The 21,118-nt window shown below is 62.1% G+C and carries 23 protein-coding genes; 10 read left to right on the top strand and 13 right to left on the bottom strand.

Going from position 1 to position 21,118, the window contains the following annotated elements:
* Positions 1-10 precede the first annotated feature (10 nt).
* The 4 genes from QUV25_RS01060 to QUV25_RS01045 all read right to left on the bottom strand — a co-directional run bounded on the left by QUV25_RS01060 (position 11) and on the right by QUV25_RS01045 (position 4,849).
* A complete protein-coding gene (locus tag QUV25_RS01060; protein WP_300860687.1) occupies positions 11-1,264 on the bottom strand; it encodes a M20/M25/M40 family metallo-hydrolase in 1,254 nt (417 codons plus the stop codon).
* 55 nt (positions 1,265-1,319) lie between these two features.
* Complete coding sequence (gene uraD, locus QUV25_RS01055) at positions 1,320-3,101, bottom strand: 2-oxo-4-hydroxy-4-carboxy-5-ureidoimidazoline decarboxylase (protein WP_300860686.1); 1,782 nt, start codon at positions 3,099-3,101, stop codon at positions 1,320-1,322.
* A 24-nt stretch (positions 3,102-3,125) separates the two neighbouring features.
* Complete coding sequence (gene puuE / locus QUV25_RS01050) at positions 3,126-4,079, bottom strand: allantoinase PuuE (protein ID WP_300860685.1); 954 nt, start codon at positions 4,077-4,079, stop codon at positions 3,126-3,128.
* A gap of 104 nt (positions 4,080-4,183) precedes the next feature.
* Positions 4,184-4,849, bottom strand: coding sequence for a GntR family transcriptional regulator (locus QUV25_RS01045; protein WP_300860684.1), 666 nt, complete (start codon positions 4,847-4,849; stop codon positions 4,184-4,186).
* 84 nt (positions 4,850-4,933) lie between these two features.
* Here QUV25_RS01045 and uraH point away from each other — a divergent pair, with 84 nt between their 5' ends.
* Positions 4,934-5,287: a hydroxyisourate hydrolase gene (gene uraH / locus QUV25_RS01040; RefSeq protein ID WP_300860683.1), complete on the top strand. Its 354-nt coding sequence runs from the start codon at positions 4,934-4,936 to the stop codon at positions 5,285-5,287.
* 117 nt (positions 5,288-5,404) lie between these two features.
* Here uraH and QUV25_RS01035 read toward each other — a convergent pair whose 3' ends face one another.
* On the bottom strand, positions 5,405-5,782 hold the full coding sequence (locus QUV25_RS01035; protein WP_366945620.1) for a hypothetical protein: 378 nt from the start codon (positions 5,780-5,782) through the stop codon (positions 5,405-5,407).
* A 372-nt stretch (positions 5,783-6,154) separates the two neighbouring features.
* Here QUV25_RS01035 and xdhC point away from each other — a divergent pair, with 372 nt between their 5' ends.
* The 8 genes from xdhC (at position 6,155) to QUV25_RS00995 (ending at position 13,712) form a co-directional block, all read left to right on the top strand.
* Positions 6,155-6,991: a xanthine dehydrogenase accessory protein XdhC gene (gene xdhC, locus QUV25_RS01030; protein WP_300860682.1), complete on the top strand. Its 837-nt coding sequence runs from the start codon at positions 6,155-6,157 to the stop codon at positions 6,989-6,991.
* 177 nt (positions 6,992-7,168) lie between these two features.
* Positions 7,169-8,365, top strand: coding sequence for a urate hydroxylase PuuD (locus tag QUV25_RS01025; RefSeq protein WP_300860681.1), 1,197 nt, complete (start codon positions 7,169-7,171; stop codon positions 8,363-8,365).
* 234 nt (positions 8,366-8,599) lie between these two features.
* Positions 8,600-9,706 (top strand): S-(hydroxymethyl)glutathione dehydrogenase/class III alcohol dehydrogenase, encoded by a 1,107-nt coding sequence (locus QUV25_RS01020; RefSeq protein ID WP_300860680.1) that lies wholly within the window; start codon positions 8,600-8,602, stop codon positions 9,704-9,706.
* 10 nt (positions 9,707-9,716) lie between these two features.
* On the top strand, positions 9,717-10,640 hold the full coding sequence (locus QUV25_RS01015) for an alpha/beta hydrolase (protein WP_300860679.1): 924 nt from the start codon (positions 9,717-9,719) through the stop codon (positions 10,638-10,640).
* Between the two features lie 26 nt (positions 10,641-10,666).
* On the top strand, positions 10,667-11,539 hold the full coding sequence (fghA, locus tag QUV25_RS01010; RefSeq protein ID WP_300860678.1) for an S-formylglutathione hydrolase: 873 nt from the start codon (positions 10,667-10,669) through the stop codon (positions 11,537-11,539).
* Positions 11,540-11,631: 92 nt separating this feature from the next.
* Entirely contained in the window at positions 11,632-12,291 is a 660-nt protein-coding gene (locus tag QUV25_RS01005; RefSeq protein WP_300860677.1) for an HAD-IA family hydrolase, read from the top strand.
* A gap of 24 nt (positions 12,292-12,315) precedes the next feature.
* Positions 12,316-12,696: a Rieske 2Fe-2S domain-containing protein gene (locus QUV25_RS01000; RefSeq protein ID WP_300860676.1), complete on the top strand. Its 381-nt coding sequence runs from the start codon at positions 12,316-12,318 to the stop codon at positions 12,694-12,696.
* A gap of 32 nt (positions 12,697-12,728) precedes the next feature.
* Positions 12,729-13,712 (top strand): S49 family peptidase, encoded by a 984-nt coding sequence (locus QUV25_RS00995; protein ID WP_300860675.1) that lies wholly within the window; start codon positions 12,729-12,731, stop codon positions 13,710-13,712.
* Between the two features lie 126 nt (positions 13,713-13,838).
* Here QUV25_RS00995 and QUV25_RS00990 read toward each other — a convergent pair whose 3' ends face one another.
* Positions 13,839-14,714 (bottom strand): MobA/MobL family protein, encoded by an 876-nt coding sequence (locus QUV25_RS00990; protein ID WP_300860674.1) that lies wholly within the window; start codon positions 14,712-14,714, stop codon positions 13,839-13,841.
* A gap of 397 nt (positions 14,715-15,111) precedes the next feature.
* Between QUV25_RS00990 and QUV25_RS00985 the strand changes: the two genes are divergently transcribed.
* The gene (locus tag QUV25_RS00985; RefSeq protein ID WP_300860673.1) at positions 15,112-15,396 is read left to right on the top strand and encodes a hypothetical protein; all 285 of its coding nucleotides are present in this window, start codon (positions 15,112-15,114) and stop codon (positions 15,394-15,396) included.
* Positions 15,397-15,487: 91 nt separating this feature from the next.
* Here QUV25_RS00985 and QUV25_RS00980 read toward each other — a convergent pair whose 3' ends face one another.
* From QUV25_RS00980 to QUV25_RS00960, 7 genes are all read right to left on the bottom strand, one after another.
* Positions 15,488-16,258 (bottom strand): YdcF family protein, encoded by a 771-nt coding sequence (locus QUV25_RS00980; RefSeq protein ID WP_300860672.1) that lies wholly within the window; start codon positions 16,256-16,258, stop codon positions 15,488-15,490.
* Between the two features lie 4 nt (positions 16,259-16,262).
* Positions 16,263-17,303 carry a UDP-glucose 4-epimerase GalE gene (galE, locus tag QUV25_RS00975; RefSeq protein WP_300860671.1) on the bottom strand — a complete coding sequence of 347 codons (1,041 nt, stop codon included), beginning with the start codon at positions 17,301-17,303 and terminating at the stop codon, positions 16,263-16,265.
* 46 nt (positions 17,304-17,349) lie between these two features.
* Positions 17,350-17,808: a UDP binding domain-containing protein gene (locus QUV25_RS18240; RefSeq protein ID WP_366945635.1), complete on the bottom strand. Its 459-nt coding sequence runs from the start codon at positions 17,806-17,808 to the stop codon at positions 17,350-17,352.
* Entirely contained in the window at positions 17,703-18,494 is a 792-nt protein-coding gene (locus QUV25_RS00970; protein WP_366945619.1) for a hypothetical protein, read from the bottom strand. Before QUV25_RS00970 ends, QUV25_RS18240 begins: the two co-directional genes overlap by 106 nt.
* 228 nt (positions 18,495-18,722) lie before the next feature.
* A complete protein-coding gene (locus QUV25_RS18235) occupies positions 18,723-18,812 on the bottom strand; it encodes a hypothetical protein (RefSeq protein WP_366945634.1) in 90 nt (29 codons plus the stop codon).
* Positions 18,813-18,881: 69 nt separating this feature from the next.
* A complete protein-coding gene (locus tag QUV25_RS00965) occupies positions 18,882-19,967 on the bottom strand; it encodes a DUF1972 domain-containing protein (RefSeq protein ID WP_300860670.1) in 1,086 nt (361 codons plus the stop codon).
* Positions 19,955-21,082: a glycosyltransferase family 4 protein gene (locus tag QUV25_RS00960; RefSeq protein ID WP_300860669.1), complete on the bottom strand. Its 1,128-nt coding sequence runs from the start codon at positions 21,080-21,082 to the stop codon at positions 19,955-19,957. The genes QUV25_RS00965 and QUV25_RS00960 overlap by 13 nt, the downstream gene beginning before the upstream one ends.
* Positions 21,083-21,118 lie beyond the last annotated feature (36 nt).

Below are 21,118 nucleotides of genomic sequence, written 5' to 3'. Positions count from 1 at the left end.
TCTCTCTCACTTATTTGGGTTGCAGCAGGTCAAACAGGGTACGCGCAATCACCTTGGTGGCGCAACGCAGGTCGCTGAGCGCGAGTCGCTCGTCGGCGCGCTTGGCGTGCGACTCCAGCACCGTGCGCGGTCCCGCGCCGTAGATCACGCCCGGGATGCCGCGTTCGACGTACAGGCGCACATCGGTGTAGAGCGGCGTACCGATGGCAGGGATGGCTTCACCCAGCACCGCGTGTGCGTGCTTCTGGATGGCTTGCACCAGCGGCTGGTTGCCTGGCAGCGGCTTCATGGCGCGAGACAGCAGCAGGCGCTTGACATCTACCGTGACCTGTTTTCCACCACGTGGCGGGTTGAAGCTCGCCGCTGCCTCGGCGATGGTGCGGCGGATGGACGCCTCGACCTCGGCCGGGTCCTCTTCGGGGATCATGCGGCGGTCGATCTTGAGCACCACCTTGCCCGGGATGACATTGGTGTTGGTGCCGCCCGCGATCTGACCCACGTTGAGGTAGGGGTGGGTGATGCCTTCGACCTTCGACGTGACGCCCAGGTACTCGGTGTTGAGCGCATAGAGTGCACTCAGGATGTGGGTCGCGGCCTGCAGCGCATCGGTGCCGCTGTCGGGGATGGCGGCATGTGCCATGTCGCCGTGCACCGTAGCCTCCAGCTGCAGGCAGCCGTTGTGCGCCACCACCACCTGGTAGCTGAAACCGGCAGCGATCAGGAGGTCGGGCTTGGTCAGGCCATGGTTCAGCAGCCAGTCGGGACCGACCACACCGCCAAACTCCTCGTCGTAGGTCACGTGCAATTCCACGCCACCCGCCAGCTGGGCGCCCAGCGATTCCAGTGCGCGGATGGCAAAGGTGAAGCTGGCGATGTCGCACTTGCTCACCGCGGTGGCGCGGCCGTACATGTGGCCATCCACGATCTCGCCGTCATAAGGATCGTGCGTCCAGCCTTCGCCGGGCGGCACCACATCGCCGTGTGCGTTCAGCGCAATGGTCTTGCCGCCATCGCCGTAGCGGCGGCGCAGGATCAGGTTGGTGACCGACTCCAGTCCTGCGGCCCTGACCTCGGCATCGGGCACCGCGTGTTTTTCGGCGTTCAGGCCCATGGCGGCCAGCAGCTCGGCGGTGCGCTCGGCGTGCGGTGCGTTGTTACCGGGCGGTGTGTCGGTGGGTACACGCACCAGCTCCTGCAGAAAACGCACTTCTTCGTCGAAGTGGGTGTCGATCCAGGCGTCGAGTTGTTCCAGGGCTGAGGTCATGTGGGTGGGTCTCTTGGGGATGGGAATGGGAATGGGAGGATGAGGAAGGCGCAGGCTAAGCGGTCCCGGTGGCCAGTTGCTGCAACAGATGAGAGAACGCGTGCACGCAGAGATCGATGTCGTCGCTGGTGGTCGACTCCAGCGGGTTGTGGCTGATGCCGCTGTTCTGACCACGCACGAACAGCATGGCCTGCGGCATGATTTCATGCAGCTTCATGGCGTCGTGGCCGGCGCCGCTGGGCAGGCGGTACAGCGCAACGCCGAGCGACTTCACCGCTGTCTCCCAGCGCGACTGCCACTCCGGCGCGCTGGGCGCGGCGGCAGCGCGCATGGTTTCTTCCAGCGTGTGGCGAACGCCGCGGCGCTCGCAAATCTTTGTTAGTTCGGCAAGCACGTCGCGCGCCAGCGCGTCTCGCTGGGCGTCGCTGGGCGCGCGCAGGTCGAGCGAAAACGTGCAGCGCCCTGGGACCACGTTGATCGATCCGTTGGGCACTTGCAGCATGCCGATGGTGGCCACCGAGTCGCCGTCTTGCCGTGCACGTTGTTCGGCGTAGAGCGCGAGTTCGGCCACGGCGCAGGCGGCGTCGCGTCGCCGGTCCATGGGCGTAGTGCCGGCGTGGCAGGCCATGCCAGTCACGGCGCCCAGGTAGCGCACGCTGGCATTGATGGAGGTGACCACGCCGAGCGGGATGTCGAGCTCGTTGAGCACCGGGCCCTGTTCGATGTGCACCTCGACAAAGCCGAGGTACTTCTGCGGGTCGCGCTGCAGGGCCTGAATGGCCTCCAGCGTGGCCGGCAGGCCTGCGTGGAGCATGGCCTCGCGCATGGTGACGCCATCGGCGTCTTGCTGCTCCAGCCAGGCCGGGTTGAAGTGGCCGGTGAGCGCGCCCGATCCGAGGAAGGTCGCCTTGTAGCGCTGACCCTCTTCTTCGGCAAAGCCCACCACTTCGATCGAGAACGGCAGGCGCTGTCGGGCTGCTTGCAACTGTTTGACGCAGGCCATGGGCACATAGATGCCCAGGCGGCCGTCGTACTTGCCACCGTTGCGCACCGTGTCGTAGTGACTCCCGGTGAGCAGGTTCGGTGCGTCGGGCGTGGTGCCCAGGTAGCGTCCCACCACGTTGCCCACGGCGTCGATGTGCACCTCGTCAAAACCGCAGTCGAGCATCTGCTGCTGCAACTGCACGGCACAGGAGCGGTGCGCCTCGGTGAGATAGGTCACGGTGAGCTGGCCCAGCTCGGCGTATCCCGGGTCGGTGTGCTGAGCCAGCGATTCGTGCCAGTCCCAGACGGCGTGGCCCAGGATGGGCTCGGCACCGAACTTGTCGTTGAGGCGGATTTCGGCGATGCGGTGGATGTGGCGCAGGCATTCGGCCTGCTCAAAGTCCACCGGGTTATGCAGTCGGCGCTCGAACGTGGCGATGATCTCGGCCTTGCTCAGACCCGTGCCGCGTGGCCCGCGCACCGCGAGGATGAAGGGAAAGCCGAAGCGCGCGTTGTAGTCGGTGTTGAGTCGCTGGATGTGGGCAAACTCTTCGGGCGTGCAGTTCGTGAGGCCGGCCTTGCTTTGCTCGTTCGTGGACTCGGCGGTGAGCGTCTGGCTCACCATGGCCTTGCCGGCAAGCTCCGGGTGGGCGCGAATGAGCGCCAGCTGCAGCTCTGACCCGGCTGCATGCAGCACTTGCGCACAGGCGTGCTTCAAGGCCGCCAGCGAGACAAATGGCCGCTTGGCCATGGCAAGTTCGGCGATCCAGGGGGAATGCTCGTAGAGGCCGTCGAGCAGCTGCACGGCTTCAGGCAGCGGCGCGGCGTTGAGTTGGTCCAGGGTGATGGGCATGGTCGGGGTTCTCGGGCGGTGTGCTCAGGTGGCGAGGGGATGCGCGGTCTTCCAGTGGCGCGCGATGTCGATGCGGCGCGCTACCCAGACCTGGTCGTGCCGCTGGATGTGGTCCATGAAACGCTGCAACGCGGTGATGCGGCCAGGGCGCCCAAGCAACCGGCAATGCATGCCGATGCTCATCATCTTGGGGCGGTCCAGACCGGCCGGGTCGCCTTCGGCGTACAGCGCGTCGAAGCTGTCCTTGAGGTACTGGAAGAACGGATCGGCGTGTGAATAGCCCTGGGGCAGGGCAAAGCGCATGTCGTTGTTGTCCAGCGTGTAAGGCACGATGAGCAGATGGGCATCGCTGCCGTCGGTCTTGCGAACTTTCATCCAGAACGGCAGGTCGTCGCCGTAGTAGTCGCTGTCGTACTCGAAGCCACCGAAGTCCGCCACCAGGCGGCGCGTGTTCGGGCTGTCGCGCCCGGTGTACCAGCCCAGCGGCTTTTCGCCGGTGAGCCGCTGGATGATGGTCATGGCCTCGGCCATGTGGGCGCGCTCGGTGCCTTCATCCACCTGCTGGTAGCTGATCCACTTCAGGCCGTGGCAGGCGATCTCGTGGCCGAGTTCCTTGAATGCCGCGGTTACCTCGGGCGAGCGCTGCATGGCCGTGGCCACGCCAAACACGGTGAGTGGCAAACCCCGCTTCTCGAATTCGCGCAGCACCCGCCACACGCCGGCGCGGGATCCGTATTCGTAAATGCCCTCCATGCTGATGTGGCGATCGGGGAAGGCGGGCGGGTTGAACATCTCCGACAGGAATTGCTCCGAGCCCCCATCGCCATGCAGCACGCTGTTTTCGCCACCCTCTTCGTAGTTCAGCACAAACTGCACCGCGATGCGTGCTCCTCCCGGCCAGCGCGCGTGCGGCACATCGCGGCCATAGCCGATCAGATCACGGGGGTAGGCAGCGGTGGAGTCGTAGACGGAGGGCATGGGTGTATCTGATGGAGTGTCTTGTTTTCAGAACGCCGCAGATCCGGCTTTGCCGGTCTGCCAGCGTTGCCCCTTGAGGGGCGGAGCGAAGCGACGGGGGTGGGTCAAGTCAACGCCAGCGACAGGTCGTTGGTCGGGATCTTGCGGTCGAAGGTCAGGTTTTCTTCCACATGCATCAGGTGCTCGTTCATCAGGCGGACCGCGAGCTCTTCGTCCTTGGCGGCCAGGGCCTTGACGATGTCGGCGTGTTCGTCGTTGGAGTGTTCGGCCGCGTGCGTGCTCTGGTACATGAGGGTGATCAGCGCGCAGCGCGAGATCAGCTCGCTCAGCAACTCGGCCAGCACCTGGTTGCCCATGAGCTCGGCCATGCGCACGTGAAAGTCGCCCAGCAGCTCGGTGCGGCTGGGCACGTCTTCTTGCTGCACAGCCAGCTTTTCCTGCGCCACATGCTCGCGCAGCGCCTTGATGCGTGCCGGAGTCGACGAGCGGGCAAAGGCGCGCGCCATCTCGGCTTCCAGCATGCGGCGCACCGCGAACACCTGCTTGGCTTCTTCCACCGAAGGCGCTGCCACGAAGGCGCCGCGCGCCGGCTCCAGCTTGATCAGCCGGTTTTGCGAAAGCTGGAACAAGGCCTGTCGAACCAGGGTGCGCGAGACGCCGAAATGGTCGGCCAGTTTCTGCTCCGCCAGTTTGGTGCCGGGGTGCAGCCGGTGTTCCACGATGGCGCGGGTCAGCGATTCGACAATGTGGTTGGTGCTGGAGGTTTCCATGGACGCATGGTATCGGGAAAAACAAAAAGTGTATACACTTTCGGTCGACTGAAAGCATTGTCCGCATATTTTCAAGGAGACCCCATGGGCTTGAGCACCCACGTACTCGATACCATGCACGGCTGCCCGGCTGCCGGCATGGCGGTTGAGCTGTACACCACCGAGGGCGAGCAGGCCACCCTGGTCAAGCGCTTCACGCTGAACCAAGATGGCCGCAACCCTGATGGCCCGCTGTACGACAACGCCAGCCTCAGAGCCGGCACCTACCGCCTGGTGTTCGATGTCAAAGGGTATTTCGCAGCCAAAGGCGTGGCCTTGCCCGAGCCCAATTTCCTCAATCGCGTCGCACTGGACTTTGGCGTGGCTCACACCGACCAGCACTACCACGTGCCCTTGCTGGTGAGCCCCTGGAGCTATTCGACCTACCGAGGAAGCTAGGCGTCTGCGCCACACAAGGAACGTCGGCTGCAGCTGACGCCGCGCAGGCTCCTGGGCCAAAAAAAAGCCCGCGCGAGCGCGGGCTTGTCAACCTCAGAGAAAGAGACGAAGTGGCGCTCAGCGGTCTCGCTGGCCTTCGGTGAGCGTGTCGAGCTGGAAATTACCGCTGCGGTCCCAGAGCCAGACATCGGTGTAGGTCACGCCGCCGAGTTGCACCGGCGCAGGGAACGGCGCCGCGGCGCGCACCGTGCGCTCAATCTCGCGCATGACGTCCGGCACGTGGCTGGGCGCGCGCATCCAGTTGATGTTGCGCACATTGCCGCGGCCGTCGAGGTCGACCTGCAACACGCCCACAGCGTGCATCAGCGGCGGCAGCCTGCCTTTGTAGATCCGGTTGGCGTTGAGGCCATAGAGGTGCTTCGCTCCGTCTTTCCGGTAGTCCTTCGCGGTGCGGGCGTTCGAGATAAGTGCAGGTGGCGCCGGTACGACGGCCACCGGAGGCGGAGGCGGTGGCGGGGCTGGCGCCGGAGCGGGCGGTGGTGGTGGCGGCGGCGGAGGCGCCGGAGGTGCGGCGCAGGACGCAAGCACCAGGGCGGTCAAGAGGCCCAGCGCCCGGCTTGCACGGGATGCGATTGCGCGATTCGGGCTGGCGGCGATCGGTGTGTCTTTCATCATTGGTCTTCCCAAGTGTTGGTCTGCGATCGGGACCGGATCCGGTCAGTTACCGCCGGGCGAAGCCTAAGAGCGCTTGAAGTGTAGGAGGGTTTTTCGGCCAGCGAAAGCTACCAGGCGGCGATACTGCGCATCGTTGACCAAGTTTACGAATTCACACATTTTCATGGCCTGAGCGCCACATGCAGCCTGCCCATGGCCCACCTTCTGGACGATTTCCTGCGCCGTCTGGCGACTGAGCGCGCCATTCTCGTCAGCGTGCGCGTCACACGCGGATCGGTGCCGCGCGAGGCCGGCACCTGGATGGCGGTGTTCGCCCAAGGGCAGGTCGGCACCATCGGAGGCGGTCATCTGGAGTGGGATGCGCTGCGCGCCTGCCGAGAGCAGTTGAAGACACAGCCCCAGGGTGGCGCGCCCTGGGTGCACGACGTGGTGCTGGGCCCAGCGCTGGGGCAATGCTGCGGCGGCGCACTCGCGCTGGACTTCGAGCCGGTCGGCGCAGACAACATGTCCGACTTGCGCCAGCGGCTGGTCGAAGTTTCGCAGCCGGTGGCGCTCTTTGGCGGTGGCCATGTGGGCCAGGCCATCGTGCAGGCGCTGGCGCCGTTGCCGTTTGCCGTGACCTGGGTCGACAGCCGGGACGAAGTCTTTCCGCCGGCACTGGCGGGCCTGGCGGCCACCGAGCATTCCGACCCGGTGCATGCCGCGGTGAATGATCTGCCTGCCGGCGCGTTCGTCCTCATCATGAGCTTTTCTCACGCCGAAGATCTGGACATCGTGGCCGCCTGCCTGCGGCGCCAGCGCGCGCGCGCCGATCTGCCGTTCGTGGGCCTGATCGGCAGCCAGACCAAATGGGCCAGCTTTCGCAGCCGGCTGCAGGCGCGCGGTTTTGCACCCGCAGAGCTGGCCCAGGTCAGCTGTCCGATCGGCCTGCCTGGCATCCGCGGCAAGGCGCCAGCGGTGATTGCGGCCTCGGTGGTGGCGCAGTTGTTGCAAGTGCAGTCCCAAAGCGAAAGCGCCCGCTCGGGGTGATCGCGGGTTAACCCTGGACTTGTTGTGCTCAAAAACTGTATACAATTTGATTTCGGTCGCAGCGGTGCGGGTGAAACAGACTTTGGTCTCTCACTCATACGCGGCCCCCAGTCGACTCAGAGCGCCCGCGGTGGTGAGTCGCAATCCCTGACGGTCATGCCGTCCTGAGGAGGCGCCATGGAAACCTACCTGCTCGACTGGGCCAATCTGCTGTTGCGCTGGCTGCACGTCATCGTCGCCATTGCCTGGATCGGCTCTTCCTTTTATTTCGTCTTTCTCGACAGCAGCCTCACGCCGCCCGTGGACGAGCAGCTGAAGAAAGATGGCGTGAGCGGCGAACTCTGGGCGGTGCACGGCGGCGGCTTTTACCACCCGGTGAAGTTTGCGGGCGCCCCGCCCAAGCTGCCCGAGCACCTGCACTGGTTCTACTGGGAGAGCTATTCCACCTGGCTCTCGGGCTTTGCGCTGTTCCTGATCTCCTACCTGTGGAGTCCCAGCGTCTACCTGATCGACCCCAACGTCATGGCCTGGAGTCCCGCGGGCGCCATTGCCGCCGCGCTGGCGTTTCTGGTGGTGTTCTGGCTGCTTTACGACGCCATCTGCCGCACCCTGGGCCAGAGCGAAAACGGCGACTCCAAGGTGGGCGCGCTTGTGCTGGTGCTGGTCTGTGTGGCGTCTTACGCCGCCACCCACATGTTTGCCGGCCGCGCCGCTTTCCTGCTGGTGGGCGCCATGATCGCAACCGCCATGAGCGCCAACGTGTTTTTCTGGATCATCCCGGGCCAGCGCACCGTGGTGGCGCAGATCAAGGCTGGCCAACCGGTGGATCCGATCCACGGCCAGCGCGGCAAGCAGCGCAGCGTGCACAACACCTACTTCACGCTGCCGGTGCTGTTCGCCATGCTGAGCAACCACTACAGCTTCACCTACGTCCACCCGCAGAACTGGCTGATCCTGATCGGCATGATGTTCGCTGGCGCCGCCATCCGCCAGTTTTTCGTGTTGCGTCACGGCTTCAAGCTCGGCCGCAATGCCCATCCCTGGCCGTATGCCGCGGTGGGCGTGGTGGTGTTGCTCGCGCTGATCGTCTGGCTGCGGCCGGCGCCGGTGGCGGCGGTGGCACTGCCCGAGACGGTCGACTACGCCGCACTCAAGCCAGTGATCGAGCAGCGCTGCGTGATGTGCCACGGCGAAGCGCTGGCTTCCAAGAACGTTCGACTCGATTCGCCCGAGGCCCTCAAGCAGCACGCGCAAACGGTGTACCAGCAGGTGGTGGTGAGCAAGCTCATGCCCATGAACAATGCCACTGGCCTCACCGACGAAGAGCGGGCCTTGTTCGGAAAATGGTTCCGGGACGGCGCACGGGTGGACTGACCCACCCGACGGCTTTGCCGTCACCCACTGGGGGGCAACGCTGGCGGCCTGGCCAAGCCAGCTCCGTGGCGAAACTTGGTTCACCCCGCAGCGTTTCGCGCTACCCCTCGAGGGGCAACACCTGCGGCCTGGCAAGTCCAGTTCCGCGGAGTTATGGGTTGAGGGATTTCGCGCTCCAGCGTCTTCCTCCTGCGGTACCCTTGAGCAGTTGTTCAACTCTCAAGATCTCCATCCATGAAAACCCGCGCCGCCGTCGCCTGGAAAGCAGGCCAGCCCCTCAGCATCGAAACCGTGGACCTTCAGGGTCCGAAGCTCGGTGAGGTGCTGGTCGAGATCAAGGCCACTGGCATCTGCCACACCGACCAGTACACGCTCAGCGGTGCCGACCCGGAAGGCATCTTCCCGGCCATCCTCGGCCACGAGGGCGCGGGCATCGTGGTCGATGTCGGCCCTGGCGTGACTTCGCTCAAAAAGGGCGATCACGTGATTCCGCTCTACACGCCGGAATGCCGGCAGTGCAAGTTCTGCCTCAGCCGCAAGACCAATCTGTGCCAACTCATTCGCGGCACCCAGGGCAAGGGCCTGATGCCCGACGCCACCAGCCGCTTCAGCCTCGACGGCAAGCCCATCTTTCACTACATGGGCACCAGCACCTTCAGCAACTACACCGTCGCGCCTGAAATTTCCCTGGCCAAGATCCGCGAAGACGCTCCGTTCGATAAGGTCTGCTACATCGGCTGCGGCGTCACCACCGGCATCGGTGCGGTGCTGTTCACCGCCAAGGTGGAGGCGGGCGCCAACGTGGTGGTGTTCGGCCTGGGCGGCATCGGACTGAACGTGATCCAGGGCGCGAAGATGGTGGGCGCCGACAAGATCATTGGCGTCGACATCAACCCGGCTCGCCAGGAAATGGCGAAGAAGTTCGGCATGACGCACTTCATCAACCCGAAAGAAGTGGACAACGTGGTGGACGCCATCGTTCAGCTCACCGACGGTGGCGCCGACTACTCGTTTGAGTGCATTGGCAACACCCAGGTGATGCGCCAGGCGCTGGAATGCACCCACAAAGGCTGGGGCCGAAGCATCATCATCGGCGTGGCCGAGGCCGGCGCTGAAATCAGCACGCGCCCGTTTCAGCTCGTCACCGGGCGCAAATGGGAAGGCTCGGCGTTTGGCGGCGCGCGCGGCCGCACCGATGTGCCCAGGATCGTCGACTGGTACATGGAGGGCAAGATCAACATCGACGATCTCATCACCCACACCATGCCGCTGGAAGACATCAACAAAGGCTTCGACCTGATGCACCGCGGCGAGTCGATCCGCAGCGTGGTGCTGTACTGAGGCCGCGGCCATGAGCGGGTTGATGGTGCCCCTGCACTCGGTGAGAGCCGGTGTGCTCGACGTGTCGTACTTCGCTGCCGGTCCGGCCGACGGTCCGCCCGTGCTGCTCATGCACGGCTTCCCCTACGACATCCATGCCTATGTCGAAGTGGCGCCGATGCTGGCGGCCGCGGGCTGCCGCGTCATCGTGCCCTACCTGCGCGGCTTCGGTGGCACGCGCTTTATGAGCGCCGACACGCCGCGCTCCGGCGAGCAGGCGGCATTGGGTACCGACCTGCTGGCGCTGATGGACGCGCTGGCCATTCAGCGTGCGGTGCTGGCGGGTTACGACTGGGGTGGCCGCGCCGCCTGCGTGGTGGCGGCGCTGTGGCCCGAGCGCTGCAGCGGCCTGGTGTCTCTCAACAGTTACAACATCCAGAACATCGCGCGGGCCATGGTGCCCGACCAGCCGGCCAACGAACACCGGCTCTGGTACCAGTACTACTTCCACAGTGAGCGCGGCAGAGCGGCGCTGCAGGCCGAGCGGCGCGGCGTCTGTCGGCTGCTCTGGCAGCTCTGGTCGCCCAGCTGGCGCTTCGACGACGCCTGCTTTGATCGCAGCGCAGAAGCGTTCGACAACCCCGACTTTGTTGACGTGGTGATCCACTCTTACCGCCACCGCTTTGGCCTGGTGCCCGGCGATCCGGCACTTGCCGAGATTGAGCGCCGCCTGGCCGAGCAACCCGTGATTGCCGTGCCCGCCATCACCTTCGACGGGGTGGACGACGGCGTGCGCTCGCCCGACGCGGCCGAGGTTCACGCGCCACGATTTGGCGGGCCGCGCTCGCATCGCATCATTCCCGGCGTGGGCCACAACCTGCCGCAGGAAGCGCCGCAGGCCTTTGCCGACGCGGTGCTTGAGCTGGTGAGATCTGCCGCGCTGGCCAGGCCTTAGCCTTTTATTTTTTGGAGCCTATCCCGATGCCGATTGCTTTCGAGCGCCTCGAACTCATCAGCGAACACGCCTGTTTCGGCGGCGTGCAGCGCTTCTACAAACATGCGTCGAGCGAGATCGGCCTGCCGATGCGCTTTGGCCTGTTTCTGCCGCCGCAGGCGCTGGCCGGCAGTCAGGTGCCCTTGCTCACTTTCCTGGCCGGCCTGACCTGTACCGAAGAAACCTTCGCGACGAAGGGCGGCGCCCAACGGATGGCTGCCGAGCTCGGCCTGGCGCTGCTCTCGCCCGACACCAGCCCGCGCAACACCGGCGTGGACAGCGAGGATCACCATTGGGACTTTGGCGTGGGGGCTGGCTTTTACCTCGACGCCACCCAGTCACCCTGGTCGGGCCACTGGTGCATGGAAAGCTACCTGCTCAAGGAGCTGTTGCCGGCGGTCTTGGGTGAGTTTCGGCTGGTCCAGGAGCGCCAGGGGCTGTTTGGTCACTCCATGGGCGGCCATGGCGCGCTCACCCTCGCGCTGCGGCATCCGGGCGTGTTCGCCAGTGTGTCGGCCTTCGCTCCAATCTGCGCGCCCACGCAATGCCCCTGGGGTCACAAGGCGTTCACCGGCTACCTGGGTCAGGACGAGTCGACCTGGGCGGCCCACGATGCCAGCCTGCTCATGGCCGCACAGACCCGGGCGCCATACCCCGAAGGCATCCTGATCGACCAGGGTCTGGCCGACAAGTTTCTGCAAGAGCAATTGCACCCGGAGGCCTTCGAGGCCGCTTGCGCCGCTGCCTCTCAGCCGCTGACCCTGCGCCGGCATGCCGGCTACGACCACGGCTACTATTTCATCGCCAGCTTTGTGGCTGACCACTTGCGGCATCACGCCCAGACCCTGAGGGCGGCTTGACGCGGTCGCCATGCCTGTGCTGCTCAGGGGGTGTAGGCTCAGGCTTGAGGTTCGCGCGCCGATAATTGGGCATGTCCCACTTCCTGCCAACCATGCGCCCGCGCCAATTTGATCTCATCGCCTTCGACTGGGATGGCACCCTGTTCGACTCCACCGCACTCATCACCCGTTGCATCCAGGCCGCGGTGCGCGATGTGGGCGGCACGGTGCCCAACGACAAAGACGCCAGCTACGTGATCGGCATGGGCCTGATGCAGGCGCTCGCTCATGTGGCGCCCGATGTGCCTCAGAACCTGTACCCCAAGCTCGGCAAGCGCTACAAACACCATTACACCAAGCATCAACACGACCTGGCCTTGTTCGACGGCGTGTTGCCGCTGCTGGCCGATCTGAAACAACGCAACCATTGGATCACCGTGGCCACAGGCAAGAGCCGAGCCGGTCTGAACGAAGCCCTGCACGCCGTGGAACTCAAAGGCATGTTCGATGGCTCGCGAACCGCCGACGAGACCGCCGGCAAACCCAGCCCGCTGATGCTGCATCAGCTCATGCACGAATTTGGCGTTGAGCCCGAACGCACCCTCATGATCGGCGACACCACGCACGACCTGCAGATGGCGCTCAACGCCGGCTGCGCCAGCCTGGGCGTGAGCTATGGTGCGCACGAGCCCGACGCGTTTCACGCGCTCAAGCCGCGCTTTGTCGCGCACTCGGTGCGCGAACTGCACGACTGGCTCAACACCCACGCCTGAGCGCCCTGAAACCGTTTCAACACCATGTCTGGCCCCAGCGACGACAGCCTGCACCCCCTGTGCAACAGCGGCGACTTGCAGAACGGTGGCCGCGCGGTGTCATTCGATGTCGTCTACGGCGGCCAGACCTGCCGCGCCTTTGCGGTGCGCTATCAGGGGCAGGCCCACGCCTACCTGAACCGCTGCGCCCATGTGGCGATGGAAATGGACTGGCAGCCCGACCGTTTCTTTGACGACACCGGCCGCTGGCTGCTGTGTGCCACCCATGGCGCCACTTACGCGCCCGACACCGGTGCCTGTTCGGGCGGCCCTTGCCGGGGCGGACTGGTCAAGATCGAGCTGCTGGAGCAGGGCGGCGTGGTGCACTGGCGGTCACAATACAACTTGCAGCCGCTGGCATTCTGATCGCCGGCCTAGTTTCCAGACGAGCACCCACCATGACCGAACCCACCTTTGGCCCCTCCACCAGCAACTCCCCCGATCGGGTGGGCGGCGTCACCTGGGAACGCGCCACCATCGAAAAGCTGGTGCTGGCCCAGATCAGCGAGCAGCGGGCTGCGCGGCGCTGGAAGATGTTCATGCGCCTGCTCTGGCTGGCGATCATTGGCGCTGTGATCTGGTTCGTCTACAAGGCCGAGTCAATGAGCGTGCCCATCACCACGCCGCACACCGCGGTGATCGAGATCCGCGGTGAGATCGCATCCGGGGCCGAAGCCAGCGCCGAAAACGTCGTGGCGTCCCTGATCTCCGCCTTCGAAGACAAAGGCGCGCAGGCGGTGGTGTTGCTGATCGACTCGCCTGGCGGCAGCCCGGTGCAGGCCGGCATCATCAACGACGAAATCACCCGCCTCAAAGCGCTTCACAACAAGAAGGTGTACGCGGTGGTCGAAGAGACCTGTGCATCCGCCGCGTATTACATCGCTGCCGCTGCCGACAGCATCTATGTGGACAAGGCCAGCCTGGTGGGCAGCATTGGCGTGCTCATGGATGGCTTTGGCTTCACCGGCCTGATGGAGAAGCTGGGCATCGAGCGCCGGCTCATGACCGCGGGCGAAAACAAGGCCATGCTCGACCCCTTCAGCCCGCAAGACGAAGCCCAGCGCGCCTACATCCAGGCCATGCTCACGGAGATTCACACCCAGTTCATCGGGGTGGTCAGGAAAGGCCGCGGTGATCGCCTGAAGGAAACGCCCGACACCTTCAGCGGCCTGGTCTGGAGCGGTCAGCAAGCGGTGAACCTGGGTCTGGCCGACGGCCTGGGCAGCCTGGACTACGTGGCACGCGAGGTGGTGAAAGCCGAAGACATCGTGGACTACACCCAGCGCGAAAACCTCGGCCTGCGGCTGGCGAAGCGCTTCGGCGCCAGCATCGGCGAGGGCATGTTCTTCGCGGCCCGCTCCACTGGCATGCAGTTGAAATAGCAGCCTAGCCCGGTCTGGGGGCTCAGGACTCGGTCGGATCGATCCCAGGGATGATGCGATTCATCCGCACACACGGTCCGTGCCCAGGCAAAGACCCTGGGCTTCACGCGCAGTCGAGTTCGGTCCTCAGCCCCGGGGGATGTCCCGCCACCACTGGACATCTTCTTGCGGGTACTGGTCATCGGCCAGGTCCTGCTCGGGGTTGGCGGTTGGCGGGTAAAGATTCGGGTCGAACGGCCAGGCAATCCCATTCTCCTCAAAGACTCTGGAGAACTGGTCGCAGACTTCTGGGGTGAAGGTCTTCAGAAGCCGGCGGTTCAGTGAGCGGATGATGCGGTTGCGTTTGCGGCGCTTCTCCGAGCCCGGCCCCCTGCCTTGTGCAATGGTCGGGACCTCCAGGCGACCCAGCGTCGCGTGTGACCGGTGATCGACGCGCGACGCAAGCTGGCACTCGGCGAGCGCCTGGTTGACGAACTCGCACCACTGCTCCCTGATCTTTTGGATCTCTTTGGGGCCATCGGAAATGTGATCAAGCTCCCTGCATTTTTTTGTGAAGCCGTCTGGCCCGAAACGGCGAGTCGATGTCAGCATGTGAGCGTGGAAGTTTCGGTGGTCGTTGCACTCAGTTGGTTCATGAATAGCCAGATCCACCACGCAGGCGTAGTTGTCAACAATCCATCTGGCCATCTTCACACTCAGCATGTATTGCTGAAACCTGGGGAGCTCATGCGGCAGGGACACCAGAACTTCCCGGGCAACGGTGGAATCCTTGCGGCGTTCAGCGGCCTCCGCCTGGTTCCAGCATGCCCCTCGTGACAACTCAGGGGCACCAGCAGGAAAGAACAATTGCTTCAATGCGACACCACCCCGGCCACCGAAGTCATGAACAAAGCCAGTGCGGATATCGACGATCCGCTCCCCCGAGCGATATGCGGCAGCCGCAGTTCCTGATTCGCCTTTCCTGCGGCTGAAACACTTGACGTGGCAGTGAAAGATGGCCATGTTGAATACTCCTGTAGAAGTGCATTTGTGACAGTTGCTTGGGTCAAGGTCGGCGAGAACATGAGTGGTCTGTGGTGTGCTGATGTTGTTCGCAACGCTTGCGAGAAAGTCTCACCGATCCGCAGAGCTAAATCAAATCACTACAGTCAGGACATGTCAGCCAAGCGTTTTCTTGCGGTGGGCGTGACAGCATCTGCAGCCCGCGACCAGCCTGCGGCGCATCATGTTTGTGAGGCAGCAAGTTGGCCGTTTTTGGCCAATGCCTAACTGCACTATGCGCCCGCTAAGAGCACGTTCTTCGCGAGCAAGTCGCTGCCACTTCGGTCGATGCCTCGCCTCAGAACAAGGTCTTGGCGGGCGGGGATCGGTAGTGGCTAGGCAAGATTTGCAATCGCCTTTGGATTTCGCGAAGATTGTCTCGTTCATCAACTTCTTCGAGAAACAAGTCATGCAGAACGATCCTTCCCCCGCAAACGACTCATCCACCCGAGCCGAGCAGTTGCTTGCCTGGCGAGAAAATTTCTCTCCCAAGCGATGCTCGCGCAAGAAGAGGCGCCCCGACACATCACCTCAGAAAGTGGGGTGTTGGATACAGGGCCGCTATCCAGAGAAGTACGCAAGAATTCTGGAAATGATCGAGGAAGAAAAGCGTGCCGAGCCGCCCAAAAAACCAGTCGCTTGAAGGTGAGGGGCGTTGGCGGGGGGCTGGGCGAAATGCGGTCTGGAGTGCGCACAGGGCTTTCGCTCGCTTCGCGCAGCCCGCGGCGCGATCTCTACAGCGTCGCCCGCCCCGACACCCAGTACGCGAAGAGTCCCAGGCACTCGTGCAGGGCGAACTGCCATTGCTGCACGCCACGGGTCAGCGAATAGGCGGTCCAGGGTGTCTGCTCACTGCCACGAAAATCCACCGGCCAAGGAGTCACGTTCCAGCCCTGGGTCTGAAACGTCGCCATGGCGCGCGGCATGTGCCAAGCTGAAGTGAGCAACAGCCAGGGTTGCGTCTTGTCTACTCCGGACAGTTGGGCGGTCAGCAGAGCGTTTTCAAAAGTGGTGCGTGAAGCCGATTCATATTGCACCCGGTCTGGCGCCAGACCCATTTGGGTGAAGAAGCGGTGGGCCAGCTCGGCCTCGGCCACAAAGCCTTCGCCCGTGTCCACACAGCCGCCAGTGAAGACGATGGGCAGGCTCGGGTGTTCCCTGGCCAGCGCCACCGCTTCCGTCAGGCGCTCGGCATGCGCGTTCAGCTGCACCTTCTCTCGCATGACCTGCAGCAGCGCGCTTTCGAAAGATCCACCCAGCACCACCACACCTGCGTAGGCAGAAGGGTCCTGAACGGCAGGGGGATGCCAGGTTTCCAGCTGGTGCATGACCGCATTCGACGGGAGCCGCCAGCCCAGCAACACCAGGATCACCAAGCCCGCCAGGACCCAGCGTCTGCCCCCAGCAGGCCGGCGCGTGCCCAGCAGCATGCCAACTGCCAGCAGGGTCACGACCCAGAACAGTGGGTCGGTCAGCAGGCTGCGCGCCAGTCCATAGAGCTGCAAGGACTCAGCCCCGGTACCCGTTCGGGTTGCCGCTCTGCCAGCGCCAGGCGTCGGCGCACATCTCGTCCAGCGAGCACTTCGCCTCCCAGCCCAGCAGGCGCTTCGCGAGCGAAGCATCGGCGTAACACTGCGCCACGTCACCCGCGCGCCGCGGGGCAAACACATGGGGAATGGTCTTGCCACAGGCCCGCTCCACCGCGCGAATCACCTCCAACACGCTCACGCCCCGGCCCGTGCCCAGGTTCACCGTGAAGCTCTCGCCCTTGGAGAGCAAAGCCTGCAGTGCCGCCACATGGCCCGCAGCCAGGTCTTGCACGTGGATGTAGTCGCGCACCCCGGTGCCGTCGGGCGTGGCGTAGTCGTTACCGAACACGTTCACATGCGGCCGCTGGCCCACCGCCACCTGCGTCACAAAAGGCATGAGGTTGTTCGGAATGTCGGCCGGGTCTTCACCCATGAGCCCGCTGGGGTGCGCGCCCGCTGGGTTGAAATAGCGCAGCACGCCGACACGCCACGCCGGGCTGGCCCGCCTGAGCGAAGCGAGCATTTCTTCAATCACCAGCTTGCTGTGGCCGTAGGGGCTGGTGTGGCTGAGCGGAAAGCTCTCAAGGATAGGCACCGAAGCCGGGTCGCCATAGACGGTGGCGCTGCTGGAGAACACCAGCGTGGGCAAGGCGGGCGCGCTCCCGTCTTCGAACACGGTGGTCATTGCCCGCAGCAGGCTCACCGCGCCACCGATGTTGTTGTGAAAGTACTTCAGCGGCTTGGCCACACTCTCGCCTACTGCCTTGTCGCCCGCAAAATGCACCACGCCCGCCGGCCGATGGCGCCGCAACACATCTGCCACCCAGGCCGTGTCCAGCACATCGCCACGCTCCAGCAACACCGGCCGCCCAGAGATGCGCTCCAGCCGCTCCAGCACCACCGGATGGCTGTTGGCAAAGTTGTCGAGGATCACCGGCTCAAAGCCCGCCTCGCGCAGGGCGATGAAGGTGTGGCTGCCGATGTAGCCGGCGCCGCCGGTGAGGAGGATGGTCGTTGACATGTGGTCTCTCTGGTCAATGGAATCAAAGCGCGGGCGGCAAGCCTTTTCAGGCGTCATCACCAAACAGGTCGCGGGTGTACACCTTGTCTTGCACGTCGCGGATCTCGTTGGTCAAACGGTTCGCCACGATCACGTCCGCCTCGGCCTTGAAGGCCGCCAGATCGCGCACCACGCGCGACTTAAAAAAGTCCAGTGCTTCCAGCGCTGGCTCGTACACGATCACCTCCACACCCTTGGCCTTGATGCGCTTCATGATGCCCTGCACCGACGAGGCGCGGAAACTATCCGACCCCGCCTTCATGATCAAGCCGTGAATCCCCACCACCTTCGGGTTCCGACGCAAGATGTCTTCGGCCACAAAGTCCTTGCGCGTCGAGTTCGAATCCACGATCGTGCGCATCAGGCTCTGGGACACCTGGTTGTAGTTGGCCAGCAGCTGCTTGGTGTCTTTGGGCAGGCAATAACCGCCGGAGCCAAACGAAGGGTTGTTGTAGTGGTTGCCAATGCGCGGGTCCAGGCACACGCCTTCAATGATCTGCCGCGTGTCCAGCTCGTTGAGTTGGCCACCCGCATCGCGAGGAAAGTGTTGGCAAACAGCTTGATCGCCTCGGCCTCGGTGTTGTCGGTGAGCAGCACCGGCACGTTTTGCTTGATGGCGCCTTTGCGCAGCAACTGCGCAAACGCCTGGCCCCGCTCGGAGCGATCCCCCACCACGATGCGGGATGGATACAGGTTGTCGTACAGCGCCTTGCCCTCGCGCAGAAATTCTGGCGAGATCATGATGTTGTCGCAACCCAGTGACTGTTTCAGCTTCTGCGTAAAACCCACTGGCACCGTGGACTTGATCACCATCACTGCCTGCGGGTCGACCGGCATCACGTCGCGCGCCACCGCTTCCACCAGGCGCATGTTGAAGGTGTTGGTCTGCGGGTCGTAGTCGGTCGGCGTGGCGACGATCACAAAGTCCGCTCCGGCGTGGGCATCGTGCTTGTACATCGTGGCGCGCAAGTTCAGCGGCTTGCTCGCCAGGTACTCGTCAATCTCGGGATTTTGGATCGGTACGCGCTTCTGGTTGAGCAATGCCACCTTGGCGGCATCGATGTCCAGCGCCACCACCTCAAGCCGCTGGGCCAGCAAGATGGCGTTGGACAAACCTACGTAGCCGGTACCGGCTATGGCGATTTTGGTCATGGTTGGATGAACTGTTTCACAAACTCAAAAGTCTTCTAGACAGGCACGCCACGACTCGTGGACACCTTTTAGAGTTCAAGTTTGCTCGATGGGCTTCGGCGTCGATGGGAGTTGAGCTGCCTCGCCAGCGCGCAGGCGATGTAGATCGGCGAATCAGGGCGTGTTCTACAGTGTTCTGATGAGGAACACATCCCGAATACCACTCAGCAATAGTGTCCTCAACAGGTCTTACACCATGGGTTTGTCATAAACCGGTATTAGCAGCTTGCACACCGCTTGAACAAAGAGATAAAGCCTGGTTCCGGAACCTCCTACCAGTACGCACGCCTTTGCATATCATTCAGCGCCTATCATTAACATGTAGGATTAAATTTCAACAAAACAATTTCATGTTATTGCGGCATCCACGTACTCAGAAGCTATATTGGTCGCCGTGTACCGCTTGCGAAGCTCAGCGCGTCCGTCTGGCGTGGTGTCCGTGACTTCGATTAGTCGAGCTAATTCGTTAGCATCAGAAAAATATGAAGCCGCATGGCCAGCAGTCTCGCGGTTAAAGCTGCAGTCGAAGCAAAGGATCACGCAATCGTAGAACAGCATTTCAACTAACGAAGGGTTTGTTCCACCCACACTATGTCCATGAAGATAAAGCCCGCATTGCTCGCGCAACTGAGCTAGGGCCTTTGAATCATAAATTGGGTCCAATAGATTCAACCGAGGGTGGGCGGAATATCTGTTACGCAGCTTGCGTCCATACTCGCTCGCATTCCAATTGCCAACAACCGTGTACATATTGAGTTTTGAGAGTAAAGCGCCTTCTATCAAAAGATTAATCTGGTTCTCTGGCTCTATGCGACAAATCGTGAGGGCTGTATTGCTGTCACGTTGTAAATCGGAAAAACGCAAGACATGATCTCCAGGGTAGCCGATCTGCACCGCTTTGCTTCGACAGTAAGGTAAGACAAAATCTAATAGCGCTACATTATCGTAGACAACGACATGGGAGAATATCTGAGCGAAAGCGTCGAAAAATCTAAGGGCGCAGCGGTGCCAAGTAGTGAACTTTGATCGTCGCCACTCTACGCCGTCAATATTAACAATCAGACGTTTTCCAGAAAAAGTGCACATTAGACGCCAAAGCGGGAACCAAGGGCCTCCAGAAACACCGAGAACGACAATGTGCGTGGTGTAACGATAGACACGGAAGAAGGCGCATAGATCATGAATTATTGAAGCAATCCCGTTAGCCCTTATACCGATAAAAAGCCGGACTACTCCACGATAACTGGCCTCCCTATCGTTGTAAAGAGACCTGTCGCATGTGACGGTAACAGAATGCCCTTGAGCAGCTAAGACAGGTGCGCAATGCTCGAGAAATGCCTCGAATCCTCCGTAGCGGTTGGGGATACCAGCGCTGCCAATAAACGCAAAATGGCAGGGCTCTTTGCACTTAGCGAGATTAGTCAAAGAAGACATTGAATGACTTTATGAAGATCTCGAGCAAAGCCTTCGTCAGAAAAGCGCTCTGAGGAAGAGCTTGCTGCAGCACTCGCTTGTGCCCAAGCTTGGCCATTACTTGCTAGCTCTGTTACGCGTGAACACAGTGCGTCAAGATCCTTAGAATCAATGAGCCAACCACCTTCACCGTCCCGCACTAATTCTGTGCATCCACCGACCTGAGGTGCAATAACTGGAATACCACACGCCATCGCCTCTAGCAGAGTGAGACCGAATGACTCGACACAGGCTTCACGATGACTAAGATTGACGACCAGCCCTGCGTCGCGATAATGTTCATACACGGAAGTTGGACGCCTGACGAGCTCTAAGTTATCCGGTAGGTATTGAGATGAAATGAAATTCTCGAATTCCTGCAACTCACAGTTGATTACGAGTTTGAAACGGATGCCTGCATTTTTCAGTCGTCGTGACGCTTCTATGAACGAGTCGATGCCTTTGTACCATTTAAGAGAGCAAGCCATCAGCACTGTGAATGGTTGATGAGGCCCAATTTCAAGATTCTGCGCAGCAATCCGATTGGCCATTTCGCGATCCTTCTGTGGTAAAGCGTTATAAACTACGACCATTTTTTCTCTGTTTAGAGGTAGATTTATCGCGACGTAATTTGATACGCATATCACGCGGTCGGCCCCCCAGTGGACGACCCGGATCAACATGTGAAATAGAGTCGGAGTGCCTAGGCCTACCTCATGCATGTGTACAACAACTGGGACCCGACAAAGCACAGCCGCTATGACGGCACCGGCCGGCAGTACGGTGTTTGCATATACAACGTTCGGCTTCCACGAGCGACAATATTTGCATGTAGCGAGAAATAGTCGAAACTGCGCTGCAGCAAAGGAGAACAACATTCGGAACTTTGAGCCGCCGAAAGAGTAATTAAACAAAACTACTGGGTGAAACTCCCTGATAAATCCGGTGGCGCCGTATGAGCCAACGAGCGTGAGAATGCTGTGACCGTGTCGATGTAACGCGTCAATTGATTGTGCCATCACTTTGGATGATCCACTAAAGTCATCATACAGATGAACGCACAGAACTTTCTTTAACTCATCAACCTTTGGTGGCATTGTTGAACTATATAATTAAGTGTTACAACGAGCGCG

Source organism: Hydrogenophaga sp., assembly GCF_030373245.1.
GTDB lineage: Bacteria > Pseudomonadota > Gammaproteobacteria > Burkholderiales > Burkholderiaceae_C > Hydrogenophaga.
This window is presented reverse-complemented; position numbering and strand designations above follow the sequence as displayed.